Origin of the sequence: Rhodococcus sp. 14-2483-1-1, from assembly GCF_002259335.1 — a bacterium.
GTDB lineage: Bacteria > Actinomycetota > Actinomycetes > Mycobacteriales > Mycobacteriaceae > Rhodococcoides.
Window position 1 is genome coordinate 563,594 of sequence record NZ_NPFX01000014.1, and the last position, 17,082, is coordinate 580,675.

General features: G+C 64.2%; 16 protein-coding genes. 11 read left to right on the forward strand and 5 right to left on the reverse strand.

What is annotated here, in order from left to right; translation table 11 throughout:
• The 10 genes from CH294_RS13980 to CH294_RS14025 are packed head-to-tail and all read left to right on the forward strand — an operon-like array spanning position 1 to position 9,590.
• The gene (locus tag CH294_RS13980) at positions 1–981 is read left to right on the forward strand and encodes an ABC transporter permease (protein ID WP_094738267.1); all 981 of its coding nucleotides are present in this window, start codon (positions 1–3) and stop codon (positions 979–981) included.
• Complete coding sequence (locus CH294_RS13985; protein WP_094738268.1) at positions 974–1,867, forward strand: ABC transporter permease; 894 nt, start codon at positions 974–976, stop codon at positions 1,865–1,867. Before CH294_RS13980 ends, CH294_RS13985 begins: the two co-directional genes overlap by 8 nt.
• Complete coding sequence (locus CH294_RS13990; RefSeq protein ID WP_094738269.1) at positions 1,864–3,462, forward strand: ABC transporter ATP-binding protein; 1,599 nt, start codon at positions 1,864–1,866, stop codon at positions 3,460–3,462. The genes CH294_RS13985 and CH294_RS13990 overlap by 4 nt, the downstream gene beginning before the upstream one ends.
• The gene (locus CH294_RS13995; protein WP_094738270.1) at positions 3,455–4,531 is read left to right on the forward strand and encodes an LLM class flavin-dependent oxidoreductase; all 1,077 of its coding nucleotides are present in this window, start codon (positions 3,455–3,457) and stop codon (positions 4,529–4,531) included. The genes CH294_RS13990 and CH294_RS13995 overlap by 8 nt, the downstream gene beginning before the upstream one ends.
• Positions 4,528–5,883, forward strand: coding sequence for an NtaA/DmoA family FMN-dependent monooxygenase (locus CH294_RS14000; protein WP_094738271.1), 1,356 nt, complete (start codon positions 4,528–4,530; stop codon positions 5,881–5,883). Before CH294_RS13995 ends, CH294_RS14000 begins: the two co-directional genes overlap by 4 nt.
• Positions 5,880–6,620, forward strand: coding sequence for a DUF1684 domain-containing protein (locus CH294_RS14005; protein ID WP_094738272.1), 741 nt, complete (start codon positions 5,880–5,882; stop codon positions 6,618–6,620). Before CH294_RS14000 ends, CH294_RS14005 begins: the two co-directional genes overlap by 4 nt.
• The gene (locus CH294_RS14010) at positions 6,617–7,741 is read left to right on the forward strand and encodes an LLM class flavin-dependent oxidoreductase (protein WP_094738273.1); all 1,125 of its coding nucleotides are present in this window, start codon (positions 6,617–6,619) and stop codon (positions 7,739–7,741) included. Before CH294_RS14005 ends, CH294_RS14010 begins: the two co-directional genes overlap by 4 nt.
• Positions 7,742–7,780: 39 nt before the next feature.
• A complete protein-coding gene (locus CH294_RS14015) occupies positions 7,781–8,722 on the forward strand; it encodes an NADP-dependent oxidoreductase (RefSeq protein WP_094738274.1) in 942 nt (313 codons plus the stop codon).
• A complete protein-coding gene (locus tag CH294_RS14020) occupies positions 8,719–9,147 on the forward strand; it encodes a nuclear transport factor 2 family protein (RefSeq protein ID WP_094738275.1) in 429 nt (142 codons plus the stop codon). The genes CH294_RS14015 and CH294_RS14020 overlap by 4 nt, the downstream gene beginning before the upstream one ends.
• Complete coding sequence (locus CH294_RS14025) at positions 9,144–9,590, forward strand: nuclear transport factor 2 family protein (RefSeq protein WP_170944718.1); 447 nt, start codon at positions 9,144–9,146, stop codon at positions 9,588–9,590. Before CH294_RS14020 ends, CH294_RS14025 begins: the two co-directional genes overlap by 4 nt.
• A 47-nt stretch (positions 9,591–9,637) precedes the next feature.
• Here the strand turns inward: CH294_RS14025 and CH294_RS14030 are convergent, their stop codons facing one another.
• Genes CH294_RS14030 through CH294_RS14050 form a run of 5 tightly spaced genes read right to left on the reverse strand, consistent with a single transcriptional unit; the run spans position 9,638 to position 15,528 of the window.
• Positions 9,638–10,966 (reverse strand): LLM class flavin-dependent oxidoreductase, encoded by a 1,329-nt coding sequence (locus CH294_RS14030; RefSeq protein WP_094738277.1) that lies wholly within the window; start codon positions 10,964–10,966, stop codon positions 9,638–9,640.
• Positions 10,963–11,688: an ABC transporter ATP-binding protein gene (locus CH294_RS14035; RefSeq protein ID WP_094738416.1), complete on the reverse strand. Its 726-nt coding sequence runs from the start codon at positions 11,686–11,688 to the stop codon at positions 10,963–10,965. The genes CH294_RS14030 and CH294_RS14035 overlap by 4 nt, the downstream gene beginning before the upstream one ends.
• Positions 11,689–11,696: 8 nt before the next feature.
• Entirely contained in the window at positions 11,697–12,554 is an 858-nt protein-coding gene (locus tag CH294_RS14040; protein ID WP_094738278.1) for an ABC transporter permease, read from the reverse strand.
• Positions 12,554–13,642, reverse strand: a complete 1,089-nt coding sequence (locus CH294_RS14045) for an ABC transporter substrate-binding protein (RefSeq protein WP_249305270.1) — start codon at positions 13,640–13,642, stop codon at positions 12,554–12,556. The genes CH294_RS14040 and CH294_RS14045 overlap by 1 nt, the downstream gene beginning before the upstream one ends.
• Before the next feature lie 44 nt (positions 13,643–13,686).
• Positions 13,687–15,528 (reverse strand): FAD/NAD(P)-binding protein, encoded by a 1,842-nt coding sequence (locus CH294_RS14050; protein WP_094738279.1) that lies wholly within the window; start codon positions 15,526–15,528, stop codon positions 13,687–13,689.
• Positions 15,529–15,694: 166 nt separating this feature from the next.
• On the opposite strand from CH294_RS14050, the gene CH294_RS14055 reads away from it, so the two are divergent.
• Positions 15,695–16,993: an NtaA/DmoA family FMN-dependent monooxygenase gene (locus tag CH294_RS14055; protein ID WP_094738280.1), complete on the forward strand. Its 1,299-nt coding sequence runs from the start codon at positions 15,695–15,697 to the stop codon at positions 16,991–16,993.
• Positions 16,994–17,082 lie beyond the last annotated feature (89 nt).

A 17,082-nucleotide genomic window follows, 5' to 3' on the forward strand; every position in this document is an offset into this window, starting at 1 on the left:
ATGACCCGCTACATCGGACAGCGAGTACTGCAGGCACTGGCAGTGCTGTGGGCTGCGTTCACCATCTCGTTCATCGTGCTCTTCCTCCTTCCCTCGGACCCGGTCAGTCTTGCCGTGGACTCGGCCGGCTCGGGCACCCCGGCCGACGCTGCGGCCATCGCTGAACTCCAGGCCCGCTACGGTCTCGATCAGCCGGTGCTGGTGCAGTACTGGCACTCGCTGGTCGGGGCCGTGCAGGGCGACTTCGGACTATCCATCGCCACCGGCCAGCCGGTGACGACGGCCATTCTCGACGCGGTGCCCAGCACACTCGGCTTGGCGGGGACAGCCCTGGTGCTGGCGGTCGTGTTCGGATCCGCGGTGGCTTACGCCGCCACGTACACCCAGATCGTATGGCTGAAGAACTTGCTGCTGGCGCTTCCACCGCTCGGGGTGGCGGTGCCGACGTTCTGGGTAGGACTACTGCTGCTGCAACTGTTCTCGTTCCGACTGCGCTGGTTCCCGGCGTTCGGTGACGACGGGGCAGCGTCGTTGGTGCTGCCTGCGGTGACGCTCGCTCTGCCGACCGGTGCTGTCATCGCGCAGGTCCTGGCTACCAGCATGGCCACCACGTGGAAGCAGCCGTTCGTGGATGTGGCTCGCGCCAAGGGGGTCTCACGCATTCGGGTGCAGACGCGACACGTTCTGCGACTGTCCTCGATCCCGGCCTTCACGATTGCCGGAGTCCTGGTGGGCACCCTGCTGGCCGGATCGGTGGTGGTCGAGACGGTGTTCTCGCGCGCCGGAGTCGGACGGCTGACCCAGACATCGGTTCTGGCCCAGGACATTCCGGTGGTGCAGGGCATCGTCGTTCTGACCTCGCTGGTCTTCGTCCTGGTCAATCTCGCAGTCGACCTGCTCTATCCGCTGATCGATCCGCGCATCGTGCGCGAATACCGGCCCGTGCAGGCCAGCGCAGAACCGGAGAAAGCTCATGTCTGACATTCTGATTCGCGAGACCGCCGTCCATTCGGCAGTTCCCCCGGTAGTCGAAGAAGCACCGGCACCCGCGCGGCGCAGGGGTCCGCGAGACGTGCTGAAGCACATCTGGCTCGGTGCCTCCGTGGTCGTGCTGTTGCTGGCTCTCGGGTTCGCGCTGTTCCCGTCCGTCTTCGCGAGCGGCGATCCGCTGGTGGGTACACCGGCCGACAAGCTGCAGGCACCCAGCGCGGCGCACTGGTTCGGCACCGACAACATCGGCCGTGACGTCTTCACCCGAGTGGTCCGCGGTTCCGGATTGTCGCTGACGGCAACGCTGTTGGCAGTCGGCATCGCCCTGGTGGTCGGCTCGATCATCGGTCTGGTCTCGGGGGCCGTCGGCGGAGTAGTCGACGCGGTGCTGATGCGCATCGTCGATGTGCTGCTGTCGATTCCGACGCTGTTGCTCTCCCTGGCGCTGGTGACCGCTCTGGGCTTCGGCACCGTCAACGTTGCTATCGCCGTCGGTGTCACATTGATCGCGAATTTCGCCAGAGTGATGCGCTCGGAGGTGCTGCGGGTGCGCAGATCGCTGTACGTCGAAGCGGCTTACGCCTCGGGTGTGCGGTGGTTCGATGTCTTCCGCAGGCACATCCTCAGAAACTCGTACGGCCCTGTGATCGCGCTCGCTGCAGTCGAATTCGGTATGGCAGTTCTCGCGGTATCGGCGCTGAGCTTCCTCGGCTTCGGCGCTGCTCCGCCCACCCCGGAGTGGGGATCGCTGATTTCCGAGGGCCGCAACTTCCTGGCCACCGCCTGGTGGATGACCACACTGCCGGGATTGGTGATCGTGGCCGTCGTCGTGTCCGCGCACCGCCTAGGGCACGCACTCGAGAGGCGATCACAATGAGCCCCATTCTCGAAGTAGAGAATCTGCACGTCAATTACGGTGAGACGACCGCCGTCTCCGGCATCGGGTTCACCGTCGACCGCGGTGAAGTGGTGGCCGTGGTCGGTGAATCGGGCTCCGGAAAGTCGACGACTGCCCACGCCGTCATCGGTCTGCTCTCGGGTTCCGGCCGCATCGTGGGCGGATCGGTAACGTTCGACGGGCAGCGGCTCGACACAGCCTCGGACAAGACGTTGAACCGGTTGCGCGGCCGTCATATCGGGCTCGTCCCGCAGGATCCGACCACCTCGCTGAACCCGGTGGTTCGCGTCGGCGACCAGGTTGCCGAGGTGCTGCGGGTGCACGGTCTCGCAGATCGCCGGTCCGCGAAGGTCGAGGCAATTCGCATCCTCACCGAAGCGGGTCTGGACAACCCCGAGGTGCGGGCGCGGCAGTATCCGCAGGACCTGTCCGGTGGGCAGCGTCAGCGCGTACTGATCGGAATCGCTCTCGCGTGCCGCCCGGAACTGGTGATCGCCGACGAGCCGACCAGCGCCCTGGACGTCACCGTGCAGCGACGCATCCTCGATCATCTCGACGCCAGGATCGCCGAGACCGGTGCCGCTGTCCTGCTGATCACTCATGACTTGGGCGTGGCTGCGGACAGAGCCGATCGCCTGATTGTCATGAGCGCGGGTCGGATTGTCGAAACCGGCCCCACCGCAGAGGTACTGGCGAACCCGACGCACGCGTACACACGTCAACTGTTGGCCGCTGCGCCGTCGCTGAATACGACCGTACGACCCGCGCGCACCACGGCAGTCGATCCGATCCTGACGGTCGGCGACGTCTCGAAGCGGTTCACCATAGGCCGAGGCGTCCACCTCGATGCGGTCAAGGGAGCCACGTTGACCGTCGAACGTGGGCGCACCGTTTCGCTCGTCGGCGAGTCCGGGTCCGGCAAGTCCACGTTGGCGCGCATCGCGATCGGTCTCGAGACCGCGTCGTCGGGTTCGGTCACGTTCGACGGTGTTGACGTCACCGGTCTGCGTGGCAAGGCCAGGCGTGAACTGCGGCGGCGTGTTCAGATCGTCTATCAGAACCCGTACGCGTCACTGAACCCGAAGCTGCGCGTCGGCGAGATCGTGCGAGAACCGTTGGACGCGTTCAAGGTCGGTTCCTCGCGTGAGCGTTCCGAGCGTGCCCGGACGTTGCTGGATCAGGTGGCACTCACCAGCGACTACCTGGCCCGACGGCCGGCCGAGCTCTCGGGTGGGCAGCGCCAGCGGGTCGCCATCGCCCGAGCGTTGGCTCTCGCACCGGAACTGGTGGTGCTCGACGAGCCGGTCTCGGCCCTCGACGTATCGGTGCAAGCACAGATCCTGACGCTGCTCGACGACTTGCAGTCCGAGCTGGGTCTGAGCTACCTCTTCATCTCGCACGATCTGGCCGTGGTCCGTCAGATCAGCGACACCGTGGCCGTCATGCAATCCGGCGTCATCGTGGAATACGGCGACACCGCAGCACTGTTCGACAATCCACAGCAGGACTACACCCGCGAGCTACTCGGGGCCATTCCCGGAAGCGCGCACGAGAAAGCGAGCACCAGTGTCTGACAAGCTGTTCCTGACCGCGATAGAGCTGAAAGGCACCGGCGCACATCCGCAGGCCTGGCGTCGTCCCGATTCTCGCGCGGAAGAGGTGTTCACCGCAGGGTTCTGGATCGACCAGCTGCAGGCTGCAGACCGAGCGGGTATCGATCTCGCGTTCCTGGGCGATTCGTTTGCCAGTCGGACGCTCGAGGCCGCAGCCATCGCGGCACGGGCAGCCGCCGTCACCGAGAAGATCGGGCTGGTGCCCACGATCACCGTCACGCACACCGAGCCGTTCCACATCTCGAAGCAGATCGCGAGCCTCGATTTCGCTTCCCACGGCCGGGCCGGATGGCAGGTCGAGGTGAGTCCGGGTGCCGAGCAGGCAGCGCTGTTCGGTCGGAAAGCTGAGCAGGACAACGGCAGCCTGTGGCGCGAGGCGGACGAGGCAATCGAGGTCGTCACCAGGCTCTGGGACAGCTGGGAGGACGACGCGGAGATCCGTGATGTCGAGTCGGGGCGGTTCATCGACCGAGACAAGCTGCACTACATCGACTTCGAGGGTGAGAACTTCTCGGTCAAGGGTCCGTCGATCACTCCGAGGTCTCCTCAAGGACAGTCGTTAGTCGTGATTCGCGGTGACTCCACGGAGTCCGTGTCGGTGGCCGCTGCGCGTGCCGACATCGTCCGAATCGTCGCCGACTCGGTCGAGGATGCGGCAACGACCGCCGCCCGCATTCGACGGGCGGTCGTTGCCGAAGGCCGTGACCCGGCCGAGGTGTTCGTCCTGTTGGACGTGGAGACCTCGGTATCCGATTCTGCCGCTGAGGAACTCGCTCAGCTCGACAACTGGGCGGGGCACGTCAGAGCCGCTGAGAGCGTGTCGCATGTCGGCGACCTAGCAGGCTTGCATCTCCTGCTCGGTTCCATCGAAGCGGCCGGGCTGGACGGGGTCACCCTGGTACCGCTCGCCCTGCCGTCTGGAGTGGCGGCACTACCGGCCACCGACACCCGCAGCGGATCGACTCTGCGCGAGCGTCTCGGCCTGACGCGTCCCGTCAATCGCTTTGCACTCGAAGGGAAGAGCCTGTGACGAAGAAGCAGATACATCTTGGTGCCCATTTCCCCGGCGTCAACAACACCACTGTCTGGGCCGATCCGGAATCGAAGAGCCAGATCGAGTTCGACTCGTTCGTGCACCTTGCCGAATCGGCCGAACGCGGCCTGTTCGACTTCTTCTTCCTCGCCGAAGGGCTGCGACTGCGCGAGCACCGCAACAAGATCCACGACCTCGATGTGGTCGGAAGACCTGACACGCTCACCGTCCTCAACGCGCTTGCATCGGTGACGACCAAGCTCGGACTTGCCGGGACGATCAACACCACGTTCAACGAACCGTTCGAGCTCGCCAAACAGTTCTCGTCGCTGGATCACCTGTCCGACGGTAGGGCGGCATGGAACATGGTGACGTCCTCGGACGCGTTCACCGGCGAGAATTTTCGGCGGGGCGGCTATCTCGATCGTGCCGACCGTTACGTGCGGGCCAACGAGATCATCGACGTCGCGCGAAAGTTTTGGGACTCCTGGCAGTCCGACGCGTTCGTCGTCGATCGCGAGCGCGGGATCTTCGGTCGCCAATCCGAGATCCGCGCAGTCTCGCATTCCGGACCGCAATTCGATGTGCAGGGTCGCTTCACACTGCCGCGCAGTCCGCAGGGACATCCGGTTCTGCTGCAGGCGGGCGATTCCGACGAGGGCCGCGAGTTCGGTGCGGCCAAGGCCGACGCCATCTTCACCATCCACGGCACGCTCGAGGACGGACAGAAGTTCTACTCCGACGTCAAGGGTCGGCTCGCCAAGTACGGCCGCGAGCACGACGACCTGAAGGTGCTGCCCGCGGCGACGTTCGTGCTCGGCGATTCTGCGCAGGACGCGGTCGACAAGGCGGACCACATCCGGCATCAGCAGGTCAGCGGTAAGACAGCTATTTCGTTCCTCGAACAGGTGTGGGGACAGGACTTGTCCGCGTACGACCCGGACGGTCCGTTGCCGGATATCGAACCCAGCGGCGATGTGTCCATCACCCGTGGTCGTGCGCGACACGGCGACCCCAGAACCATTGCCCAGCAGTACCGCGAGCGCGCCGAAGCAGACAACCTGAGCATTCGTGAACTGATCATCGCGATGACGACGCGGCAGCAGTTCGTCGGAACCCCTGCGCAGGTGGCCGAGGAAATCGACAGCTACGTGCAGAACAACGCGAGCGACGGCTTCATCCTCGTCCCGCACATCACCCCAGCAGGCCTCGATGAATTCGTCGACAAGGTGATTCCGGAACTTCAGGACCGCGGCAGCTTTCGCACCGAATACGCCGGAACCACCTTGCGTGACCACCTCGGTTTGCGTCACCCGTACGAACAGCGTGAAGGAGTGCGAGCATCATGAGCGATTTCGGGCAGGACTGGAAGCAATGGCATGCCGACCGAGAGGCGTCCTACGGTGATCCTCTGGGTTGGGTCTCCTTGACCGGTTTGTATTGGCTGACAGATGAATTCGAGACCGTCGCGGACCTTCCCGGCCGGTGGAAGGCGGACGCCGATTCGGTGACTGTCGAAGGGTTCGACGGCGTGACGACTCTGAATCCGGTGGAGGGCGCACCGGGCATCCTGGTCGAGGACGGAGATCGACGTATCGAGGTGATCCGTCGGACCGGTTCTGTCGCGCTGCGGGTACACGACCCGAAAGCTCAGACCCTCCAGTCCTACAACGGTATCCCGGCCTACGAGCCGAGCGAGAAGTTCGTCGCCACCGGGAAGTTCACCCCGTACGACTCGCCGGTGACCGTCACGACCGGAGCCGTGGTGGAAGGACTCGAACACCATCACACGGCTGTGGGCACTCTCGACTTCGAGGTGGCCGGTACCGCTGCGCAACTGATTGCGTTCGGCGGCATCGGCAACGGTCTGAAGGTCCTGTTCACCGATGCCACGAGCGGGGTGACGACCTATCCGGCTGCGCGGATCCTGGCAGTGCCCGCTCCGGTAGACGGAACCGTCGTTCTCGATTTCAACCGGGCATCGAATCTTCCGTGTGCGTTCACCGACTACGCGACGTGCCCCGTCGCGCCGGCCGAGAACAGACTGACCGTCGCCGTCGAGGCAGGGGAGAAGAACCCGAGATGACGCGAGTTCCGTTGTCCGTTCTCGATCTGTCCCCGATCAGCGAGGGGTCGACCGTCCAGCAAGCGCTTCGTAACACCCTGGATCTGGCGCGCCAGACCGAGGAGTGGGGGTACGAGCGCTATTGGGTGGCCGAGCACCACTTCGTGGCGGCGGCCAGTTCTTCACCCGCAGTGTTGATCGGTCTGATTGCCGCTGCCACCAACCGGATTCGTGTTGGATCGGCTGCGGTCCAGCTCGGTTTCACCACAGCTGCTGCCGTTGTGGAGTCCTTCGGAACGGTGGACGCGTTGTATCCGGGCCGTATCGATCTGGGTGTGGGTCGATCCGGGCAGCGGCGTGCCGAAGTGTTGTCCGGTGCCCCGGTACCCGAGCGGCCTCGCGCTGCGCGAACGATCGACGGGGTGCTGTTTCCAGTTCCGTATTCACCGGTTGCACTGCTGAAGTCGGCCCGATTGGCAGCCTCGCTGGGTGCCCTCCAGCAGCCCGAGGCGATCTCACCGGACTTCGGTGATCAGCTCGACGATATCGTGGCGCTGCTGTCCGATACCTATGAGCGAAACGGCGTGCCCTTGTCGGCCCGTCCCGGTGCGGGTGCCCAGGTGCAAGTGTGGTTGTTCGGAAGCAGTGCAGGGCCCAGTGCTCGAGAGGCGGGTGCCCGTGGACTACCGTTCGTCGCGAATTACCACGTCAGTCCCGGAACGACACTCGACGCAATCGACGAGTACCGGAGTACATTCGTGCCATCCGACACGTTGTCCCATCCGTATGTTGCAGTGTCAGCTGATGTGGTTGTGGGAGATTCGGATTCCAGAGCGCATGAGTTGGCGGCGTCGTTCCCCCAGTGGGTGTACAGCATTCGGAGCGGTCACGGTGCCGTCGAGTATCCGGATCCCAGGAGTGTCACACCGCTGTCCGACGAGCAGTACGCACTTGTGGCCGATCGCGTGGACACCCAATTCACCGGCTCGGCGGCGACGGTGTGCGAGAAGCTCGACGGTTTGCAGAAGGCTACCGGCGCAAACGAATTGGTTGTCACCTCGATGACCCACGACCACGCCGACCGGTTGCTTTCGTACGAACTGCTCGGTAAGGAATGGGGACTACCGCGATTACGCGTGTAGTCGGGAACAAAACGATGTGAGAGAACAGTTGAGGGCGGAATGACTCGAGTAGCGGTAGCAACATCATTTGGTGGACCAGAGGTCGTCGAGATCGTCGATCGGGCTCTGCCCAAGCCTGCAGCAGGGCAGGTTCTGGTCGAGGTCAGGGCAATCGGCGTCAACCCCTTCGACTACAAGAGCTACAGCGGTGCATTCGGTACCGACGCGTCGAAGCTTCCGCTGTCGCTCGGTAGCGAAGCGGCCGGCGTCGTCGTCGCTGTCGGTAACGCTGCGGAAGGCCCGGGTGGGCCGATAGGAGTGGGCGACGAGGTGATCGTGTCCGGCGCGAAGGGGGCATACGCCGAGAAGATTCTCGTTCCTGCGGACGCGGTACTGCCGAAGCCGGCCTCTCTGGACTGGAATGTCGCTGCCGGCCTCCTCGTCGTCGCCGGTACTGCGTACGACACGCTCGAAACGGTCGCTGTGTCGACCGGCGACACCGTGCTCGTACACGGCGGGGCCGGCGGAGTCGGATCCATCGTCGTGCAGTTGGCCAAGGCCCGTGGTGCGACCGTGATCGCCACAGCGCGTGCGGAGAACCATGACGCTCTGCAGAAATACGGTGCCGTGACGATCGAGTACGGCGAGGGATTGCTCGATCGTGTGAGGGCCGTGGCACCCGACGGCATCGATGCGGCGATCGACACGGTCGGCACCGATGAGGCCGTGGATGTATCCCTCGAATTGTTGACGGACAAAGCCCGTTTGGTCACGATCGCTGCCTTCGAGAGGGCCGCCAACGAGGGTTTCCCCTCAGTGGGTGGCGGTAACCCGAAGAGCGCGGAACGGCGTAAGACGGCGGCCCTGTCACTCGTGCAACAGGCAGGTGAGGGTGATTTCGAGGTCGTCGTCGCGAAGACGTTCCCGTTGGCCGATGTAGCCACAGCGCACTTGGAACTGAAAAGGGATCACCCGCGCGGAAAGTTCGTGTTGATTCCGTGACAGAAAATGTTGATGGACTTGATAATTGGGCCGTCGCGGAGGTACTCGCGCGCTACGCGCACGTGGTGGACAATCAGGAGTGGGAAGAGTTGGCGTCGGTCTTCACTCCCGATGCAACGCTGGAGGCAGAGAAAAACCTGATCATCGGACTCGACGGTATCCGGGGGTATCTGGAGTCGTTCGATCCGAAGCGATCTCATCACACACTCAACACCATCACCGATATCGACGGTGATGTAGCGCGGGTGTGGAGTCGGTTCATCGTGGTCGAGTTCGACGCCACCTCTCTCACCGGTGATTACGTCGATGAGGTGGTGGCGACTGCCGACGGTGCGCGCATCGCGCGACGGCGCATCACCGTTCGCAATCGACCGGACGTCGTGCAACACGAGGCGGAGTCGTTCGCGAGCTGGGCTCGGTCGTGACCACGGAAGTTCGCGTCGATCCCGACACTGCGGCCGAGATCCTGGGCGTCCTCTCCCGCTACGCCCAGGTGATAGACAACCGGGACTGGGATCAGGCCCGGACGGTGTTCACCGACGATGTGGTCTTCGGGGCCGGAGAGGCGGCACTGCAGGGCATTTCGGCCGTGCGAGAGATGGTCGAGAACGTTCGGCCGTATCACCCACACCACACGTCCAATACCATCCTCACCCGCCGCCCGGACGGAACCATCCGGGCGTGGAGCAAGTTCGTCATCGTTCGAACCGACGGCACCGCGGGCAGCGGCGACTACCAGGACACGCTGGTGCACACCGACCGTGGCTGGAGAATCGCGCACCGAGTCGCGAGCCGGGGAAACCGTCGACGCGACGACCCCGGTGGTCCGTCGAGCAGGACATTCACTTTCGTGTCCTGGAGGGGATGACGGGAACTGCGGCTGGTGGACGGTGACCGAGGCCCACCAGCCGCCGATCAGACAGTCACCAAACCGAATTGGTTCACCGGCCGCGGCAGGCCGTAGTGCTCACGCAACGTCGATCCGGTGTACTCGGTTCGGAACAGTCCCCGTGCCCGCAGAATCGGGACCACCTCGTCGACGAACACCTCAAGCCCGGAGGGAAGCGCCGGCGGCATGATGTTGAAGCCGTCTGCGGCTCCGCCGAGGAACCACTGTTCGATGGCGTCGGCCACCTGCAGCGGCGTACCGGTGAACGTGTGGTGCCCACGTCCACCGCCGAGGCGTCCGATCAGCTCGCGCACCGTGAGCTGTTCGCGTCGAGCTAGTTCCACGATGAGGGTGTAGCGGCTCTTGGCCTCTTCGATAGCGTCCTCGGGCAGTAGCTGCTCAGGAAGCTGTTCGTCCAGATGCAGAGCCGATGGATCCACTTTAAGCGTTTTGGCGAGCTGAACAAGCGCGTATTCCGGCACGATGAGCCGGTCCAGTTCGAGTTCGAGTGCGTGAGCCTCGGCCTCGGTCGAGCCGATGACCGGGACGATACCGGGCAGGATCTTGATGTGGTCGGGGTTTCGACCGACAGCGGCTGCCCGGGCTTTCAGATCCGCGTAGAACGCACGAGCGTCGTCGATGGTCTGTTGCGCGGTGAACACTGCCTCGGCGTACCGGGCCGCAAGATCCTTACCGTCCTCGGACGAGCCCGCCTGGACCAGAAGTGGATACCCTTGGATCGGTCGCGGGACATTCAACGGCCCTCGGACCGAGAAGAATTCGCCTCGATGATCGACAGTTCTCACCCTGTCGTTGTGCCCCCACACTCCGGACTCCTTGTCCGCTGAGATCGCATCGTCGTCCCAGCTGTCCCACAACTTCTGAGCCACGTCGACGAATTCCGCCGCGCGGGCATACCGAACGTCGTGCTTGGGCAGCTCGTCGAGGTTGAAGTTCTGTGCCGCCTCCAGGCCGGCCGTGGTGACGATGTTCCAGCCGGCACGGCCGCCCGAAATGTGGTCGAGGGAGGCGAATGCACGCGCAAGGTTGAACGGTTCGTTGTAACTCGTTGTGGCAGTGGCAATGAGACCGATTCGTTCGGTGACCGTCGACACGGCCGTCAGGATCTGCAACGGCTCGAGGTTCCCGGACGGGCGGCGCGCGACATTTGCCATCAACTGGGGGCTGTCGGCGAAGAAGATCGAATCGAACGTGCCGCGCTCGGCGATCTGGGCGAGTCGTTGGTAGTGCTTGATGTCCGTGCCGGAGCGCGCGTCGGATTCCGGCAGACGCCAGGACGACTCGTGATGGCCGGTGGACATCAGGAAGGCGTTGAAGTGCAGGGTTCGGGTCATGCGTGTGCTCCTTCCTCGACACCGAGAGCCTCGAGCAAGGCATTGCGGTGCGAGACGAATCGGGGGTCGCCGTGACGACGCGGTGACGGCAGATCGATCTGGCGATCGGCGACGAAGCGGCCCCTGTCGAGTACGAGGACTCGATCGGCGAGCAGTACTGCCTCGTCGACGTCGTGCGTGACCAACAGGACGGCCGGGTTGTGGCGCGCGCAGAGATCCTGCAACAGGACGTGCATGCGGATGCGGGTCAGCGCGTCGAGTGCTCCGAACGGCTCGTCGGCGAGTAACAATTTCGGCTCACGAACCAGGGAGCGAGCCAATGCAACTCGCTGCTGCTCGCCGCCGGACAGTTCCTTGGGCCAGGCCCTCTCGCGGCCCTCCAGTCCCACCTCGGCCAGGGCGGCCCGGCCACGAGCCGAGGCATCGCGTCCGGTGAGTCCGAGGATGACGTTGTCGAGCACACGTGCCCACGGCAGCAAACGAGAGTCCTGGAAGACGACGGCACGAGCTCGCGGCACGCGCAGGTCGCCGGAGCCGAGCACGCCGTCGTCCAACTCGGCAAAGGCCCGCAGTATCGTGCTCTTGCCCGAGCCGCTTCGTCCGAGCAGGGCAACGAACTCACCCTTGTGAATGTCGAGGTCGATGCTGTCCAACACGAGTCGATCCCCGAAACCTCTGCTGAGACCGCGAGCTTCGACCACTCGCGTATCGTTCGGCGTCATGGTGGTGTTCAGCCTCCCAGCGTCTGTCGCCATGCCAGTGCCTTTCTCTCGGCCGACCGGACGAGGGTGTCGCCGATCAATCCGAACAGCGCGTACACCACCAACCCGACGACGATGATGTCGATCTGTCCGTAGGTGCGTGCCTGCGTCATCAGGTAGCCGATGCCGCTGGTGGCATTGACCTGTTCCACGACGACGAGCGCAAGCCACGAGATCGTGACCGCCATCCGTAGGCCGGTGAAGAAACCGGGGAGTGCGCCTGGGAGAGCGATCTTCCGGATGAACTGCCAACGGGACAGGTCGACGGTCTCGGCCAGCTCGACGAAGCGTTTGTCGACTCCGCGCAACTGGGCATGGGTGTTGATGTAGACGGGGATGAGCACACTGGTGGTGATGACGATGATCTTCATCGACTCGCCGATTCCGAACCAGACGATGAACAAGGGGATCAGGGCCAGGGTGGGAATGGCGCGTTTGATCTGCACCGGCCCGTCGACGACAGCTTCACCGAGTCTGCTGAGGCCGGCGACGAGGGCGAGTACGATCCCGATGGCGACGCCCAGTACGAGTGAAATCCCCGCGCGCTGAACGGACGTGAGCAGATTGCTCTGCAGGCGACCGTCGGCGATCAGTTCGGCCCCGGCCTGGTAGATGGTCCAAGGAGCCGGGAGGGTCTGCGGGTCAAGCCATCCGGCGGCGGACGAGATCACCCAGAGAAGTAGGAGAAGCACTGGGCCGACGGCCAACCCGTACGGAATTGCCTTTCCCGGCCCCAGGCGTCGGGTCGAGGTACGCCGGGGCGCGAGCGTTCCGGTCGTATCGAGTGCACGTGGTGGGCTCGTACGACGCAATGTCAGGGTGGCCATCAGCTTTCCTCACGGGTGCGTGCGCCGCCGACCTCGGTGACCGTCTCCGCGATGATCGGCTCGAACCGCAAGTCGAATCCGTCGGATGCAGTGACCTTCCGGGGCAATTCGCCTGCGGCACCGATGACGTCGATGGTGTCCTGCTGACGCTGTACCAGTGCCTCGTCGAGGACAGGGAATGTCGACGGCCCGAGCGATTCCACGATGCGTCGACCGTCCGCCTCGGTGAGCCCCTGGTTGTCCACGTAGTACGCCTGGATCCACTCGTCCGGATTGTCGTTGGACCAGTCGACCGCGCGAATGTAGGACGCGACGTAGGCGCGCAGGGCTGCGGCCTTGGCGGGGTCCTGCAGTGCTTCACGACGCGCGTACAGGTAGCTCAACCCCGTAGACGTTCCGTCGGACTCGCTGACATCGATCAACGTTGTGCCCGGATTCGCAAGGAAGCGAGTCAGATTGGGCTCGCCGAGCGGTGCGACATCCACCTGACCGGTCCGGATGGCGTCCGGAAATTCCGAGAGCTGCAACCGGACGAGTTCGACGTCATCGGTGGTCAGGTCGGCAGCGGCCAACGCCCGCAACACGATCGCCTGCTGCGCCGTGCCTTCGGCGTAGGCGATCTTGGTGCCTCGCAGATCGGCGAGAGTGGTGATGTCTCGGCCCGCGGCTACTGCCAGCCGAGTGTTGTTCGGATCCGACTGGCGTGCAGCGATGATGGGCACATCTTGGCCGGCGATGAGCGCCTGGATCGGCGGGGTGTCGCCGACGATGGCGACGTCGGCGGCACCGGCCCGGAAGGCCTCCAGAATCGCAGGCCCGCCCACGAAGTTTGCGAACTCGTAGTCGAACGGCAGAGCATCCGCTTCACCCGATGCGGCCAGCACGGTCTGCTGAGCCTCCGACTGGTCCGCGATGACCAGCTTGGTTCCTTCAGGAACCTCGGTGGGCAACGCCGCGTCGGCAGCGAGAGCGTTGTCCGGCGAATCGTCCGACGCGCAACCGGACAGAGCCACGGCCACAGTGCACAGGGCGACCAGGGCAGTGGTCGCGGTTCGGGACGGTCGTCGTCTGGCCATGAAGGTTCGCATGGGACCAGTGAAACGTGAGACCAATTGTTGAACAACAGTTTACGTTAGCGTGATTCTAAGTGTGCTTCTCGATCATGTCGGTGGCCGAGAAGCTCGGCGGCCAACTGGTCGTTGTGTCGAAAGAACCCAGCGTTGGTGCGCGGCCGCGGGAAGGCGCTCGACCACGTGTGTCCGGCAACCCACGGACCGACGGCGTAGCTGCGTTGGGCTGGTTCACCCGAGGCGTCGATCAGCCTGGAACGACCGTCCACGGCGATCTTGGCCGCACTCTGCTCGGTCGCGCGAATATCAGTCACGTCACCGCGGGCATGCAGGGTGCGCAGCAGTTCATCACCTGCCCTCGCGATCGACGCCACGGGGAGCCGCGCATCGATCAGGGTGTCGGCATGGATCACCACGTCGTGAGCGGCGCTGCTGGCGACGAACCGGTCGCCCTCGGTAGCGAAGGTGACCTCGGGGCCGAGGAACTGCACGATGCCGGCGCGGCTGAGGGCCAACAGCTGTTCGAGACGAAGTGGCGGCGGTCCGCTGGCGACGAAGCTGAAGAACGAATGCAACCAGCCTTCGACGTCCGCCGCAACGGAGTGCGCCGGAATCCGGCCGCGGCGCAACAACTCTCCGATCGTCATGTACACCGACAGCAATGCGGAAAAGACTGCAGCGTCGGAGCTGTAGTACGGGTCTGCTCGACGGCGCAGATCGGTCTCGATGTACTCGTCCAGGTGTGTCCGAACATCCTCCAGGTCAGCGAATCGCACTCCGGCGAAGGGCTTGTCGATGCGCGCGAGATCGATACGGTCATCGTCCTTCGGAACGTACTGTTCGACGAACCGGACGAGTTCCTCCGACTGCCACTCGATCTCGGTCAATCCGCACTCGAAGTCCGTCCACGATCCGGACGTGCGCTCGGGATGAGCTGCGAACAGTTCGTAATAGTGGGCCCAGGCAAGTTCTTTGGACGCCAGTGGCCAGATCTCGTCGCGGAAGTGCAGCGGTCCGTCGCCGGGGAACGCGTCTGCGGTGAAGTATTTCGGCAGAGGTGGCCGCGCGGCCGCGATGTCGTAGGAGAGTTTCGCGTGGTACGGCACTCCGCGTCGCGAGCCGGCGTAGAGCACCGGCTCTCGGCCCGAAGGTGTGTACACGAGTGTGCCGTTCTCGCTCCGTGCGAAGGTGCCACCGCGGCTTTCCGCGAGCAACACCATCCAATCGATGAATGCCAGCCCGAGTCCGGCAACCAACACCGGCTCACCCGCAGGTACCGGGCCCGGGTCCAGATCTGCGGTGTACCCGGGGCCGATGTACGTCGACCCGTGGGCATTCGCGAAGTCTGCTAATTCTGTCTCCCGTTGTGAGGCAAGCGCATCGGGATGGCCTTGCGCGAGCAGAACGACGTCGGCGTGGATGTTCGACCCGTCGTCGAGGGTGAGGACTTGTTCGGTCGACACATCGACGACCCGCGCCCGGTGCACCTGCACGTGCGCGCTGGACCCAGCGATGGAGCGCTCGAACACCCAACCGAGGTAGCGACTCTGAAGGGTGCGTGAGGCGAACGATCCGGGCGTGAACCGCTCGAGCTCGTCCTGAAGTTCGGGGTCTGCGCGCAGTGTGTCTACGTTGTCCAGTACCCACTCGGCCAGCGTCGGACCCGTTCGTATGGGTCCGTCCACGACGGTGGTGTCGTCCGTGAACGTGGTGACATCGGCCGCTACTGAATTCATCCACAGCAGTGGCGGTTGGCTGCCACGCCAGATTCTGCCGGCTCCGGGCGGGAAGGGATCGATCACATGGACGTGGATATCCGCGGCGGACCTTCGTGCCAGAAGCCGTTCCAGCACGCCGGTACCGCGGGGGCCTGCGCCGACTATCGCAATGGTGAACGCAGTCACTGGCTTCCTTCCCGAGTGTGCAGGCGTATCGAAATCAAGTATGCACGTGCCGAAATCGGGGATTGCAGGTGTAAAAAATCACGCTGAGTCGAAGTCTTCCCTTTTCGGCCGGCGGCACTTTACCGTCGTTCCACATGACACTCGCAACAGTTCGGCACGAGGGCGCATGAGCGAGCGTCGTCGCACACTCAAGACCGTCACCGGCGTCAGTGGTGGAACCGATATCTACGACGCGGCAGTCGATTCCACCAAGTCCACTCTCGATCAGGCCCTCGAGGTTGCCAGAATTGCGGAGGCCAACAAGATCGATGCGCTCTTCGCGGCCGACCTGCTGAGCTTCGGGTCGCAAGGTGCTATCGGCGCCCAGGAACCGTTGATCTATCTCGCCGCGCTGGCCGCGGTCACCTCGGATGTCGGTTTGATCGCAACCGTCACAACGACGTTCCATCATCCGTTCAACCTGGCGAGGCTCTTCGGGACGCTCGACCACGTCAGCAACGGTCGCGCGGCGTGGAATGCCGTCACCTCGTCGCTGGGGGAGGAGAACTACAGCGACCTGGACCTGCCGAGCCCGGAGGAGCGGTATGCCCGCGCCACCGAGTCGCTCGAGGTGGTCAACAAGTTGTTCGACAGCTGGAAACCGGGGTCACTGACGTCGGGGCCGAAGGGCATCGAACTGGACTCATCGCTGGTGCAGCGCATCGATCATCGGGGCAAGTACTTCGCCGTTCAGGGTCCGCTGAACATTCCTGCGTTGCCGCAGCGACGGCCGGTGCAGTTCCAGGCCGGGCAGTCCGCAGGCGGGATCGAGTTGGGTGCCCGGTTCGCGGAGGTGGTGTTCATCTCGCTTGCGACTCTGGAAGACGCCGTCACCTACACCAAGGCAGTGAGAACCCGGGCCGCCGAACTGGGTCGCGGCGACCGACTGCCCCTGATCTTCAGTTCCTTCCACGCCACCTACGGCGCATCGGAAGCCGAGGTGGCGCAGACCGTTCGCGAGGCCGAGGATGCAACCGACTTCGACGCCGGCAGGTTGCGGCTCGAAGACATGCTCGGCGGTGGCGTCGACCTGTCGGAATTGCCGCTGGACCAGCCGATCCCGGAGTCGGTGTTGCCCGACCCGGCCTCGGTCAACCGTCGACGAGGTCGAGTGGAGATCTTCGGCAAACTGGCGGCGCAAGGAAAGACGCTGCGTGAGTTGATCATCAAATCGAAGGACACCGGCCACTGGGCCGCAGCGGGAACCCCCGAGCAACTGGCCGACGCCATCCAGGAACGCTACGACGCGGGGGTTCTCGACGTCATCTCGGTCGGCGGACTGACCGACCCACGGACCGGGGACTTCGTGCTCAACGGACTGTTCCCGGAATTGCGCAAAAGGGGCATTCTCGGCACCGACTACATCGGCGGAACCTTCCGCGAAAATCTCGAGCTTCCTCCCTTGCCGCCATTCGAATCAGCGTGATCGGAACGGGTGACGAATCTGGGCGGCGAGCCTACCGTCACGTCCATGACCTGGCTCAAAGCGCGAGTAGCGGCTCTCATCGACCGCCT